The organism is Novosphingobium sp. AAP93, from assembly GCF_001296055.1.
Lineage (GTDB): Bacteria > Pseudomonadota > Alphaproteobacteria > Sphingomonadales > Sphingomonadaceae > Novosphingobium.
On record NZ_LJHZ01000018.1, the window covers coordinates 65,600 to 78,360 of the forward strand.

General features: G+C 64.8%; 11 protein-coding genes. All 11 read right to left on the minus strand.

The window, feature by feature from the left end:
- Nucleotides 1–38: 38 nt before the first annotated feature.
- Nucleotides 39–824, minus strand: coding sequence for a type III pantothenate kinase (locus IP83_RS03690; protein ID WP_054120864.1), 786 nt, complete (start codon nt 822–824; stop codon nt 39–41).
- Entirely contained in the window at nt 808–1,551 is a 744-nt protein-coding gene (locus tag IP83_RS03695) for a biotin--[acetyl-CoA-carboxylase] ligase (protein ID WP_369816987.1), read from the minus strand. The genes IP83_RS03690 and IP83_RS03695 overlap by 17 nt, the downstream gene beginning before the upstream one ends.
- A 39-nt stretch (nt 1,552–1,590) precedes the next feature.
- Nucleotides 1,591–3,054, minus strand: coding sequence for an NADH-quinone oxidoreductase subunit NuoN (gene nuoN, locus IP83_RS03700; protein ID WP_054120866.1), 1,464 nt, complete (start codon nt 3,052–3,054; stop codon nt 1,591–1,593).
- Nucleotides 3,054–4,622, minus strand: coding sequence for an NADH-quinone oxidoreductase subunit M (locus tag IP83_RS03705; protein WP_054120867.1), 1,569 nt, complete (start codon nt 4,620–4,622; stop codon nt 3,054–3,056). Before IP83_RS03705 ends, nuoN begins: the two co-directional genes overlap by 1 nt.
- Complete coding sequence (nuoL, locus tag IP83_RS03710) at nt 4,619–6,676, minus strand: NADH-quinone oxidoreductase subunit L (RefSeq protein WP_054120868.1); 2,058 nt, start codon at nt 6,674–6,676, stop codon at nt 4,619–4,621. Before nuoL ends, IP83_RS03705 begins: the two co-directional genes overlap by 4 nt.
- A gap of 7 nt (nt 6,677–6,683) precedes the next feature.
- The gene (gene nuoK / locus IP83_RS03715; protein WP_054120869.1) at nt 6,684–6,989 is read right to left on the minus strand and encodes an NADH-quinone oxidoreductase subunit NuoK; all 306 of its coding nucleotides are present in this window, start codon (nt 6,987–6,989) and stop codon (nt 6,684–6,686) included.
- Nucleotides 6,990–7,119: 130 nt separating this feature from the next.
- A complete protein-coding gene (locus IP83_RS03720) occupies nt 7,120–7,737 on the minus strand; it encodes an NADH-quinone oxidoreductase subunit J (RefSeq protein ID WP_054120870.1) in 618 nt (205 codons plus the stop codon).
- Nucleotides 7,738–7,749: 12 nt separating this feature from the next.
- Nucleotides 7,750–8,235 (minus strand): NADH-quinone oxidoreductase subunit NuoI, encoded by a 486-nt coding sequence (gene nuoI / locus IP83_RS03725; protein WP_054120871.1) that lies wholly within the window; start codon nt 8,233–8,235, stop codon nt 7,750–7,752.
- Nucleotides 8,232–9,275, minus strand: coding sequence for an NADH-quinone oxidoreductase subunit NuoH (nuoH, locus tag IP83_RS03730; protein ID WP_054120872.1), 1,044 nt, complete (start codon nt 9,273–9,275; stop codon nt 8,232–8,234). The genes nuoI and nuoH overlap by 4 nt, the downstream gene beginning before the upstream one ends.
- A complete protein-coding gene (gene nuoG, locus IP83_RS03735; protein WP_054120873.1) occupies nt 9,272–11,281 on the minus strand; it encodes an NADH-quinone oxidoreductase subunit NuoG in 2,010 nt (669 codons plus the stop codon). Before nuoG ends, nuoH begins: the two co-directional genes overlap by 4 nt.
- Nucleotides 11,282–11,474: 193 nt before the next feature.
- A complete protein-coding gene (gene nuoF, locus IP83_RS03745) occupies nt 11,475–12,761 on the minus strand; it encodes an NADH-quinone oxidoreductase subunit NuoF (protein ID WP_054120875.1) in 1,287 nt (428 codons plus the stop codon).

Sequence of the window (12,761 nt, forward strand, 5' to 3'; positions counted from 1 at the left end):
CGGCCAATCTGGCCAAAGGTTCGCAGCACGCCCGATGGTCAGCGCGCGGCCACGCGTTCCGCCAGGATGGCAATGCCATCCAGCGTCAGGTCGGTATCGACATGGTCGAAGATCGCGGTGTGCTGATCAAACAGCACCGCCAGCCCGCCGGTGGCGACCACCTTGGCGGGCCTTCCGATCTCTTCACGCAGACGCGATATCAGGCCTTCCATCATCGCCACATAGCCCCAGAACACGCCGATCTGCATCTGGTCTTCAGTGTTACGGCCGATCACGCTGCGATTGTTGCCTTGCGGCGGCGCGATGGCGATGCGCGGCAGTTTGGCCGCCGCCGTCACCAGCGCATCGAGCGAAAGGTTGATACCCGGCGCGATGATCCCGCCCTTGTAGGCGCCGCTTGCGTCGACCACGTCGAAGGTGGTCGCCGTGCCGAAGTCGACCACGATCAGGTCGCCTTCGTACTTGGCATGCGCCGCCACGGTGTTCACCGCCCGGTCCGCCCCCAGCGAGCGCGGCTGCTCGACGTCGGCGACGAAGCCCCACTCCACCGGCGGCTGCCCGGCGATCAGCGGATCGATCCCGAAATACTTCTGCCCAAGCACCTGCAGGTTGTGCAGCGCGCGCGGCACCACGGTCGAAATCAGGATCTGCCGCACGCGCTCCGGGTCGAAGCCCTGGATCTTCATCAGCTGCAGCAGCCACACCGCATATTCGTCCGCCGTGCGCCGCGGATCGGTCGCCACCCGCCAGCGCGAGCGGATTTCCCGCCCGTCGAACAGCGCGAACACGACGTTGGTGTTGCCAACGTCAACCGCCAGAAGCATCGTTTCCTCCTGCGTCGAAGCGGCTTGGGCCGATAAGCTCGACGTCTCCGGCGTGGATGGCACGGACCGCGCCGTCCGCCAAGCGCAGAAGGACCGCCCCATCGGGCTCGAGCCCAGCAAATCCGCCGATCAGATGGCCTTCCTCGCTGAGGTTCACCCCCAGCAGGGTGCCTTTGGGCAGCGAACGCACAAGCCAGGCCTCACGCAGCATCGGCCAGCCGCCCGCATGCCATGCCGTCAGGTCCTCGGCCCAGGTCTCCGTCAATGCGGCAGCAAAGGCATCACGGCTCACGCTATAACCAAGGCCCGCCAGCGATGCCGTCTTGCGTCCCGGCACATCCGGCGCTTCCGCCAGATTGACCCCAATGCCGACAACCACGGCATCGCGCTGCCGCTCAAGCAGGATGCCGCCCAGCTTGGCCTCGCCCACCAAGAGATCGTTCGGCCACTTCAGCGCAAGCCCGACAAGTTCGGGCGCCACGGCCATCAGCGCCCGGTGGACGCTCAACCCCGCCACCAGCGCAAGGGTTTGCGGCAAAGCCTCATGATCACGCAGCGCGACAGCCGTCGATCCCATGAAGTTGCCGAACCCGCCGGTCCAGACCCGCCCTGCGCGCCCGCGCCCGGCGGTCTGGCGGTCCGCGACCAGCCAATGCCCTTCCGCCGGCGCCTCGCCCTGCGACAGCCGCTCCAGCAGCGCCGAATTGGTCGAGGCGATCTCCGCCACGACCCTAATCATGGGGTCCGGCACCGGGGGCTCAGCCGATCACGCGATGTGGAACAGCGCGGCAGCCGCGTTGCCAGCGAGGACACCGAGCGGCTTCGTCACCAGCCAACCCAGCGGCGAGATCACTACCGTCGATACGAACAGCAGCACGCGCTGCGCCATGTCGCTCTGGCCCGTCACCACGTCGGCCGCCTCGTCGAAGAACATCACCTTGACGACCTTGAGGTAGTAGAACGCGCCGATCACCGAAGCCGCGATACCGATGGCCGCCAGCGTCAGTAGCCCCGCCTGCACGGCGGCCTGGAACACCACGAACTTGCCCCAGAAGCCGAACAGCGGCGGAATGCCGGCAAGGCTGAACATGACCGCGGCAATAGCCCACGCGAGCGCAGGGCGCGTCTTCGAGAGACCCGCCATCGCGGTGATCGATTCAACCTGCGCCCCATTCGCATCGCGCAGCATCAGCACCGCGACAAAGCCCGCAACGGTCATCGCGACATAGATCGCAAGGTAGACCAGCATCGCCGCAGCGCCCGTCTGATTGGCGCAGGCAAGCCCGATCAGCATGAAGCCGACGTTGTTGATCGAGGAATAGGCGAGCAGGCGCTTGATGTTGTCCTGCCCGATCGCGCCGAGCGCGCCGATCACGATCGACAGCAGCGCGACGAAGATCACGATCTGCTGCCACACGCCCGGCTGCGAGCCGAACGCGAAGAGGCTAACACGCATCAGGAGGGCTAGCGCCGCAACTTTGGGTGCCGTCGCGAAGAAAGTCGTCACCGGGGTCGGTGCGCCTTCGTAGACGTCCGGCGTCCACATGTGGAACGGCGCCGCGCTGACCTTGAAGGCAAGGCCCGCCAGCACGAAGACAACGCCGAACACCGCGCCCGTCGAGAGCGTGCCGGCCAGCGCGCCGTGGATCCCGGCGAAGCTGGTGCTGCCGGTAAAACCATACGTCAGGCTGATGCCATAAAGCAGAATGCCCGAAGCGAGCGAACCCAGCACGAAGTACTTGAGTCCCGCTTCCGCCGAACGCTCGTCGCTGCGCAGGAACGAGGCCATGACGTAGGCGGCGAGGCTGTTGAGCTCGAGCCCGATGTAGAGCGCCAGCATGTCGGTCGCCGAGACCATCATGCCCATGCCCATCGCCGCCAGCAGCACCAGCAGCGGAAATTCCGCGCGCATCGCCTTCTCGCGCTCGAAGAACGCCGGGGCGACGATCAGCGTGACGGCGGCGCCGATGTAGATCAGGAGCTTGCCGAACGCGGCAAAGGCGTCGCCCGAGAACTGGCCGTTCCACGCGCTTGCCGCCTCGCCCATCGCGGCCTGGCTGAGCGCCGGTGCGGTCAGGACAGCGCAAACCGTGAGCGCAGCGACGGCAGCAATCGAGATGACGCGCGAGGCCTTGTCACCACCCCAGGCGGCGGCGAGCAGCAGGATCAGGCCAGAAACGCTGAGGACTTCCTCGGTCCCGGTAATCGCCAGAGAGCGCAGCAGTTCCATCAGCGTGCTCCCTCGTGGGCAGACTCAGCCCCGTGTTCCATTGCATCCCCATGTTCATGAGTCGTCGCGGCAGGCGGAATGGCAGCGATCTGAACATCCGCGTCGCCCTTGGGCCGCGCCTGTGCGAGCCGCGCTTCGAGGCTGGCGATATCCTTGCGCATCGGCGCGAGGAAGGTTTCCGGATAGACGCCCATCCACATGACGGCGGCCGCGAGCGGGATCATCATCGCCCATTCGCGCGCGTCGAGATCGGGCATCGCCGCCGCGTCCTCGTTCTTCTGGACGCCGAACACCACGCGGCGATAGAGATAGAGCATGTAAGCCGCGCCGAGGATGATGCCGGTGGTGCAGATCAGCGCAACCCAGCTCGACTGCGCGTAGATGCCCATGAGCGAGAGGAACTCGCCGACGAAGCCGCTCGTGCCGGGCAGGCCGACCGAGGCCATCGTGAACAGCATGAAGAACAGCGCATAGGCCGGCATGTTGATGGCAAGGCCGCCGTAGCGGTCGATCTCGCGCGTGTGCAGCCGGTCGTAGATCACGCCGACGGCCAGGAACAGCGCGCCCGAGACGATGCCGTGGCTCAGCATCACGATCATCGAGCCTTCAAGGCCCTGCCGGTTGAACGCAAAGAGCCCGACCGTCACGATCGCCATGTGCGCGACCGAGGAATAGGCGATAAGCTTCTTCATGTCGTGCTGCACCAGCGCGATCAGCGAGGTGATCACCACCGCCGCCATCGACAGCGCGTAGATCAGCGGCGCGAACTGCGCGGATGCCTCGGGGAACATCGGCAGCGAGAAGCGGATGAAGCCGTAGCCGCCCATCTTGAGCAGCACGCCCGCGAGGATCACCGAACCCGCGGTCGGCGCCTGCACATGCGCGTCGGGCAGCCAGGTGTGCGTCGGCCACATCGGCATCTTCACCGCGAAGCTCGCGAAGAAGGCCAGCCACAGCCAGGTCTGCGCCTTGACCGGGAAGCTGTAGGCCATCAGCGTCGGGATGTCGCTGGAACCTGCCTCGTTCACCATCCACATCATCGCGATCAGCATCAGCACCGATCCGAGCAGCGTGTAGAGGAAGAACTTGTAGCTGGCGTAGATGCGGTCCGCCCCGCCCCAGATGCCGATGATCAGGTACATCGGGATCAGGCCGGCCTCGAACATGATGTAGAACAGGAATAGGTCCTGCGCGGTGAAGACGCCGATCATCAGCGTCTCCATGATCAGGAAGTTGGCGTAGTACTCGCCCGCGCGCTTCTCGATCGCGTTCCAGCTCGCGCCGATGCAGATCGGCATGAGGAACACCGTCAGTGCAATCAGCAGCAGCGCGATCCCGTCGATGCCGAGCTTCCATTCGAAGCCCGCGAAGATCGAGGCATGCTCCTGGAACTGCCACTGCGGCCCGCCGATCTGGTAATGCGACCACAGCACCGCGCCCAGCACGAGATCGACCAGCGTCGCCACCAGCGCGATCATGCGCGCCTGCTCGCGCCCCGCCATGAGGCAGGCCACCGCGCCGACCAGCGGCACGAGGAGCATCAAGCTGAGAATAGGAAACCCGATCATCGTGCAATCACCCAGCTGACCGCGCCGACAAGGCCGACGAGCATGACCAGCGCATAGCTGTTGAGGTATCCGGACTGCAGCCGCACCGCGATCCGGCTCGAACGGGCGACCACCCAGGCCGCGCCGTTGGGGCCGAAGCGGTCGATGATCCCGATGTCACCCTGCTTCCAGAACAGGCGGCCGAGCGCCATCGCAGGCTTCACGAAGAGCACGTTGTAGAGCTCGTCGAAGTACCACTTGTTGTAGACGAAGCGGTACAGCGGCCCGATGGCGCTGCTGAACGCCGCCGGCAGGCCTGGGCTCGCGATATAGGCGACGTAGGCACCGGCAAGGCCGGTGACCATCACCGCGAACGGCGCCCACTTCACCCATTCCGGCACCTCGTGCATCGCATGGATGAGGTGTTCGCTGAAGGCGACACTGTTCTTCCAGAACTCGCCCTCGCCTTCGCTGATGAAGGCATGGTGGAAGACATAGCCCGCAATGACCGCGCCGACCGACAGCAGCACCAGTGGCAGCAGCATGACCCACGGGCTTTCATGCGGATGATAGCCGGCGGTGCCGTCGTGCGAGGCATGCGCGTGGTGATCATCATGCCCGTGTGCGTGATCACCATGGCCGTGTGCGTGATCACCATGGCCGTGTGCGTCATGAACCGCGTGCAGGATATGCTCGGAGAGCTCCCAGCGCGGCTTGCCCCAGAAGGTCAGGAACATCAGGCGCCACGAGTAGAAGCTCGTCAGCAGCGCGGCGGTGATCCCCATCCAGAAGCCGAAGTGGCCGGGGCCGGTCCCGCTGGCATAAGCCGCCTCGAGGATCGAGTCCTTCGAATAGAAGCCCGCGAAGCCAAACACGTCGACGATACCGACGCCGGTGATCGCAAGCGTGCCCGCCATCATCGCCCAGAACGTGACCGGGATGTGCTTCCTCAGGCCGCCGTAATAGCGCATGTCCTGCTCATGGTGCATCGCATGGATGACCGAGCCCGCGCCGAGGAACAGCAGCGCCTTGAAGAAGGCGTGGGTGAACAAGTGGAACATCGCCGCACCCGGCGCGCCGACGCCCGCCGCCACGAACATGTAGCCAAGCTGCGAGCAGGTCGAATAAGCGATCACCCGCTTGATGTCCCACTGCGTCGTGCCGATCGTCGCGGCGAAGAACAGTGTTGCCGCGCCCACGTAGGTCACCACGGTCATCGCGGTTTCGCTGGTCTGGAACATCGGCGAAAGGCGGCAGACCATGAACACGCCTGCGGTCACCATGGTCGCGGCGTGGATCAGCGCCGAAACCGGCGTCGGGCCTTCCATCGCGTCCGGCAGCCAGGTGTGAAGGCCAAGCTGCGCCGACTTGCCCATCGCGCCGATGAACAGGAGAATGCACAGCACCGTCATCGTATCGAAGCGGTGGCCAAGGAAGCCGATGGTCGAGCCCGCCATGCCCGGCGCCGCCGCCAGGATCGCCGGGATCGAGACGGTGCCGAACACCAGGAACGTCCCGAAAATGCCCAGCATGAAACCGAGGTCACCGACGCGGTTGACCACGAATGCCTTCATCGCGGCAGCGTTGGCCGAGGGCTTGCGGAACCAGAATCCGATCAGCAGATAAGAGGCAAGGCCCACCCCTTCCCAGCCGAAGAACATCTGGACGAGGTTGTCAGCCGTCACCAGCATCAGCATCGCGAAGGTGAACAGCGACAGATAGGCGAAGAACCGCGCCTGATCGGGCTCCTCGTCCATGTAGCCCCATGAGTACAGGTGGACGAGCGCCGAGACGCTGGTCACAACCACCAGCATAACCGCAGTCAGCGTGTCGACCCTGAGCGCCCACTGGAAGTCGAGATCGCCCGAGCGCACCCACTGCAGCACCGGTACCACCGTGGCTTCGGCGCTGCCTGACAGGAACGAAAGGAAGATCGGCCAGGACAGCGCGCACGATACGAAAAGCGCCCCCGTCGTCACGATCTTGGCCGGCACCTTGCCGATCAGCCGGGCGCCCAGTCCTGCGACCAGCGCTGCCAGCAGCGGCAGGAAAACGATAAGTTGGATCGGATGCACGGTCCGCTTACCCCTTCATCCGATTGACGTCGTCCACCGCGATCGTGCCGCGGCCGCGGAAGTAGATGACGAGAATGGCAAGCCCGATCGCCGCCTCGCCGGCCGCCACGGTCAGCACGAACATCGCGAAGATCTGACCCGTGAGGTCATGCAGGAACGCGCTGAACGCCACGAGATTGAGGTTCACCGCGAGCAGGATCAGCTCGATCGCCATCAGGATCACGATCACGTTCTTGCGGTTGAGGAAGATGCCCAGCACGCCGAGCACGAACAGGATCGAGCTGACGGCAACATAATGTTCGATACCAATCACAGCCCGGCCCCCTGATCCTGAACCAAACCCAAAAACCGCTCAGGCTGAGCTTGTCGAAGCCCGCACCCAACCGCTGCGCAAGCACCCTTCGACAGGCTCAGGGTGAGCGGATGTAGGTGGTTAAACTGCATCACAGCGTCACCCCCTGGCCCACGGCGGGCTTGACGTTGATGGTCGCCTCTTCCGGACGGCGCGCGATCTGGCGGCCGACATTCTGCCCGCGCGTATCGCTGCGCTGGCGGTGCGTCAGCACGATAGCGCCGATCATGGCGACGAGCAGGATGATCCCCGCCGCCTCGAACAGGAACAGGTAGCGCGTGTAGAGCAGCGCGCCGATGGCCGCCGTGTTGGAGAGGCCCTCCGGCGTTGCTGCAGCCCCGCTCGCCACACCCAGTTGCAGCGCGCCCGAGTGCCACACGCCAAGGCCCAGCCCCAGCTCGGCGAGCAGCACCGCCGCGATCAGCAGACCTAGTGGCGCGTTCTTGATGAAGCCGGCGCGCATCTCCGAAAAGTCGATGTCGAGCATCATCACGACGAACAGGAACAGCACCGCGACCGCGCCGACGTAGACGATGACCAGCAGCATCGCGATGAACTCGGCGCCGACCAGCACCATCAGCCCCGCCGCGTTGAAGAATGCGAGGATGAGCCAGAGCACCGAATGGACCGGGTTGCGTGCGAATATCACCGAGATCGCGCTGAACAGCATGATCGCCGTGAAAAGATAGAAGGCAAAGGCCTGGATCATGTTGCGGGGCCCCTAGCGGTACGGTGCGTCGGCTTCAAGGTTCGCGGCCAGCGCCCGCTCCCACTTGTCCCCGTTGGCGAGCAGCTTGGCCTTGTCGTACAAGAGCTCCTCGCGCGTTTCGGTCGCGTATTCGAAGTTCGGACCTTCGACGATGGCATCGACCGGGCAGGCTTCCTGGCAGAAGCCGCAGAAGATGCACTTGGTCATGTCGATGTCATAGCGCGTGGTGCGGCGGCTGCCGTCCTCACGGGGCTCCGCCTCGATGGTGATCGCCTGCGCCGGGCACACCGCCTCGCACAGCTTGCACGCGATGCAGCGCTCCTCGCCATTGGGATAACGGCGCAGCGCATGTTCACCGCGGAAGCGCGGGGAGAGCGGGTTCTTCTCGAACGGGTAGTTGATCGTCGCCTTGGGCTTGAAGAGGTACTTCAAGGTCAGCCAGTGCGCCTTCACGAACTCCCACAGCGTGAAGCTCTTGATGATCTGCGAGACGGTCATGCGAAATGTCCGGTGGCCATGAGGTATCCGCTGATCGCGAACACGAAGAACAGCGAGAGCGGCAGGAAGATCTTCCAGCCCAGCCGCATCAGCTGGTCATAGCGGTACCGCGGCACGGTTGCCTTGACCCAGCTGAAGATGAAGAAGAAAAACAGGATCTTGAGCAGCAGCCACACCAGCCCCGGCACCAGATAGAGCACCGGAATGTCGAGCGGCGGCAGGTAGCCACCCCAGAACAGCGTGGCGTTCAGCGTGCACATCAGGAGCACGTTGGCATATTCGCCCAGCCAGTAGAGCGCGAAGGCCATCGACGAATATTCGGTCTGATACCCCGCGACGAGCTCCGACTCCGCCTCGGTCAGGTCGAACGGCGCGCGCGCGGTTTCGGCCATGCCCGAGATCAGGAACATCACCCAGACCGGGAACAGCAGCGGGTTCGCCACGAAGCCGTTGATGATCCAGACGTGATCCTTCTGCGCCTTGACGATCTCGTTCAAGTTGAACGAGCCCGCCCACAGCACCACGCAGATGAGGATGAAGCCGATCGAGACTTCATAGGAAATCATCTGTGCCGAAGCGCGCATCGCGCTGAAAAACGGGTATTTCGAGTTCGACGACCAGCCCGCGATCACCACCCCGTAAACCCCCAGCGACGAGATCGCCAGGACGTAAAGCAGGCCGACATTGATATCCGCCAGCACCGCGCCCGAATTGAACGGGATCACCGCCCAGGCCATCAGCGCCACGGTGAACGTGATGATCGGCGCGATCAGGAACAGGCCCTTGTTCGCCGCCGCAGGAATGATCGTTTCCTGCAGGAAGACCTTGAGGCCGTCCGCAAACGACTGGAGGATGCCGATCGGCCCCACCACGTTCGGCCCCTTGCGCAGCGCCATCGCCGCCCAGATCTTGCGGTCGGCATAGATGACCAGTGCCACTGCCAGCATGACCGGCAGCGCGATCAGCAGGATCTCCGCGATGGTCGAAACCACCCAAGCCGCCTCGAACGAGAGGCCCGTCCACTGGAAAAACGGGATCATTCCGCGGCCTCCGCAAATGTCTCACCGTGCAGCAGTTCCGCCGAGCAGCGCTGCAGCGTCGGGCTCGACCGCGCGATGGCGTTGGTGAGGTAGTGGTCCTTGATCGGGTAGGCCGCGATCACGCCGTCCGCCTTGGCACCGGCAGGCGCGGCAGGCAACGCGCCGTAGTCGGCCAGCCCTTCCACGCCGAGTGCGGGCACTTCGGCGATCATCGCTGCGCGCAGCTGCTCAAAGCTGTCGAAGCCCACCGAAACGCCCAGCGCATCGGCCATGGCGCGCAGGATTGTCCAGTCCTCGCGCGCATCGCCCGGCGCATAGACCGCGCGTTCGGAATACTGCACGCGGCCTTCGGTGTTGACGTAAGTGCCGTCCTTCTCGGTGAAAGCGGCGGCGGGCAGGATCACGTCCGCCGCATGCGCCGCCTTGTCACCATGGTGGCCGATATGCACGATCATCGAACCGGCAAACTTGGTGTAGTCCACCTCGTCCGCACCGAGCGAAATCACCATCTTGGGCTTGCCAGCCACCAGATCCGCGAGGCCGCCCGGCTGCGCATAGCCCAGCATCAGTCCGCCCATGCGGCTCGCGGCCATGTGCAGCACGTTGAAGCCGTTCCACTCGTTGGTGACCAGCTTGAAGCGCTCGGCAAAGGCGAGGCCCGCTTCCAGCGCACCCTTGGCAAGGCCAGCCCCGCCGATGATGATCGCAGGCCTCTTCGCACCCTCGAACGCCGCCACAACTTCCGCTGGCACATCGTTGAGAATGGCGGAATCTTCGCCAAGGAACGTGGCCGGATAGGTCGGGTCCCAGGCCGCGCCGATCACGAAAACCTTCGCGCCCCGCTTCGCCGCCTTGCGCAGCCGCGTGTTCACCAGCGGCGCTTCATCGCGCACGTGGCTGCCCACGATCAGGATCGCGTCCGCGTCCTCGATCCCGGCAAAGGTCGAATTGAACGCCACCGCCGCCAGATTGGTCGCGGTGTAGGCCAGACCCGTCTGGCGGCCTTCAAGCAGGCTCGAGCCCAGCGCGCGCGCCAAGGCCTTCGCCGCAAACATCGTCTCGCAATCGACCTGATCGCCCGAGATCACGGCCACCGAAGCGCCCGGATTGATCTTGGCGACCGCGTCAAACGCTTCGGCCCACGAAGCCGCCGTCAGCTTGCCATCCTTGCGCAGCCACGGCTTGTCCAAACGGCGGCGCGTGAGGCCATCCACGACATAGCGCGCGCGGTCCGACAGCCATTCCTCGTTCACGTCATCGTTCACGCGCGGCAGGATGCGCAGCACTTCGCGGCCCCGGCTGTCGATACGGATGTTGGAGCCGACCGCGTCCGACACGTCGATGCCCAGCGTCTTCTTCAGCTCCCACGGCCGCGCCTCGAACGCATAAGGCTTCGAAGTCAGCGCGCCGACCGGGCAGAGGTCGATCACATTGGCCGAAAGCTCATGCTTCGCCGCGCCTTCAAGGTACGTCGAAATCTGCATCCCCTCGCCGCGATAAAGCGCGCCGATCTCGTCCACGCCCGCGATCTCTTCCGAGAAACGCACGCAGCGCGTGCAGTGGATGCACCGCGTCATCGTCGTCTTGATCAGCGGGCCCATGTACTTGTCGGTGACGGCGCGCTTGTTCTCGTCATAGCGCGAGGCGCCGCGGCCATAGGCGACTGACTGGTCCTGCAGATCGCATTCGCCGCCCTGATCGCAGATCGGGCAATCGAGCGGGTGGTTGATGAGGAGAAACTCCATCACCCCCTCGCGCGCCTTCTTGACCATCTCGCTGTCGGTGCGGATTTCTTGGCCCTCGCTGGCCGGCAGCGCACACGAAGCCTGCGGCTTGGGCGGCCCGGGCTTCACTTCGACCAGACACATGCGGCAGTTGCCCGCGATGCTGAGCCGCTCGTGATAGCAGAACCGGGGAATTTCCTTGCCGGCGAGCTCGCACGCCTGCAGCACCGTCGCGCCAGCGGGAACTTCGAGCTCTACGCCGTCGACTTTGAGCTTGGGCATTAGAAATGACCTCCATCGCCGCCGCTAGCGTCGGAAATGCCTTCATGGAAACCGGATTCGACGCCGCGCTGCGGCCTCCTCCAATTGTTATGGGGTCCGGGTTGGTCGGATTCGCGGCGGGGGCGGAAGACCCAATACGCAAGGGCGGCGAAGCCCAAGATCACTCCGACCACTGCGTCAGTAGGCGTAATGCTCACTCCGCCGCCTCCCGCTGATTTTCCGCAATCCGGCGCTCGATCTCGGGCCGGAAGTGGCGGATCAGGCCCTGGATCGGCCAGGCCGCCGCGTCACCCAGCGCGCAGATCGTGTGGCCTTCAACCTGCTTGGTCACCTGATGCAGCATATCGATCTCGCTGACGTCGGCATCGCCAGTGCGCAGGCGTTCCATCACGCGCCACATCCAGCCGGTGCCTTCGCGGCACGGGGTGCACTGGCCGCAGCTCTCGTGCTTGTAGAAATAGGAAAGCCGGCTGATCGCGCGGACGATATCGGTGGACTTGTCCATCACGATCACCGCCGCCGTGCCGAGGCCCGAACCGACCGCGCGCAGGCCGTCGAAGTCCATCGGCGCGTCCCAGATCTCCGCCGCCGGCACCAGCGGCACCGAGGAACCGCCGGGGATCACCGCGAGCAGGTTGTCGCGCCCACCGCGAATGCCGCCGCAATGCTTCTCGATCAGCTCGCTGAACGGAATGCTCATCGCTTCCTCGACCACGCAGGGCTTTTCGACATGCCCGCTGATCTGGAACAGCTTGGTGCCCTTGTTGTTGTCGCGCCCGAAGCTCGAAAACCACGCCGCCCCGCGCCGCAGGATCGTCGGCGCAACCGCGATGCTCTCGACGTTGTTCACCGTCGTCGGGCAGCCATAGAGCCCCGCGCCTGCCGGGAACGGCGGCTTGAGGCGCGGCTGGCCTTTCTTGCCCTCGAGGCTCTCGATCATCGCGGTCTCTTCGCCGCAGATGTAGGCGCCCGCGCCGCGGTGGACGAAGACATCGAAATCATAGCCCGAACCGCAGGCGTTCTTGCCCAGCAGCCCCGCTTCATAGGCTTCGGCCACGGCGGCAAACAGCGTCTCGGCCTCGCGGATATATTCGCCGCGAATGTAGATATAGGCCGCCCGCGCCCGCATCGCATAGCCTGCGACCAGCGCGCCTTCGATCAGCTTGTGCGGATCGTGGCGGATGATCTCGCGGTCCTTGCACGAACCCGGCTCGCTCTCGTCGGCATTGATGACAAGGAAGCTCGGACGGCCGTCCTTGCTCTCCTTGGGCATGAACGACCACTTCATGCCGGTCGGGAAGCCCGCACCGCCGCGCCCGCGCAGGCCGCTCGCCTTGATTTCCTCGATGATCGCGTCCTGCCCGCGCTCCATCAGGGCCTTGGTGTTGTCCCAATCCCCGCGCGCCTGCGCGGCCTTCAGGTTCCACGGCTGGTAGCCGTAGAGGTTGGTGAAAATGCGGTCCTTGTCAGCGAGCGCCAT